Annotated in this window: 1 protein-coding gene; it reads left to right on the forward strand. The window is 66.4% G+C overall.

Annotation, left to right across the window (positions count from 1 at the left end):
- Positions 1-92 precede the first annotated feature (92 nt).
- The gene (locus tag ABD401_RS24985; protein WP_344609945.1) at positions 93-473 is read left to right on the forward strand and encodes a hypothetical protein; all 381 of its coding nucleotides are present in this window, start codon (positions 93-95) and stop codon (positions 471-473) included.
- The last annotated feature ends 122 nt before the right edge of the window (positions 474-595 follow it).

The raw sequence follows: 595 nt of genomic DNA on the forward strand, positions 1-595 counted from the left end.
GTCGGTCAACGGGGTTGTGAAGTCGCACGCCGCGGGCGAACAGGTCCACCTCGCCAAGCCTGTCTACATAGCTCTTTGAGAGGGGGCGCGGCATGACGACATTCCTCGCCGGGCAGATCCTGACGGCCGACCTGTTGAACGTCGAGGACACGGGATGGCAGGACGTGACGACGCTGCCCGGGTTCGCGATTCAGCAGCAGCCTCAGGTCCGCAAGATCGGCGATGTCATCTATATGCGCGGTGGCTGGTCTAACACCGGCCTGAGCGCGACGACGAACCACAACGTCGGCACGGTCCCGGTCGGGTTCCGCCCACCGGACGGGACGCATGACCTGATCATCCGTGCGGGCACCAGCGGCGGTAACTCGTCGGGCGTGTTCTTCGTGTCGGCGTCGGGGAACGTGCAGCTACGGACCAGCTCCACGCTCGGGTCCTATTACATCTGCTGCGGCTCGTGGCCGGCAACCTCATGACCGCCGAGGAGCTCCCCGCGGTCACCCATCAGGAAGGTGATCCGTTCATGACCGAGCCCACGCCCGACCCGACCGAGGTCGACCCGGCCGAGTTCGAACTCGGCGCCGGCTCCGCCGAGGAG

Source organism: Sporichthya brevicatena (genome assembly GCF_039525035.1).
Taxonomy (GTDB): Bacteria; Actinomycetota; Actinomycetes; order Sporichthyales; family Sporichthyaceae; genus Sporichthya; species Sporichthya brevicatena.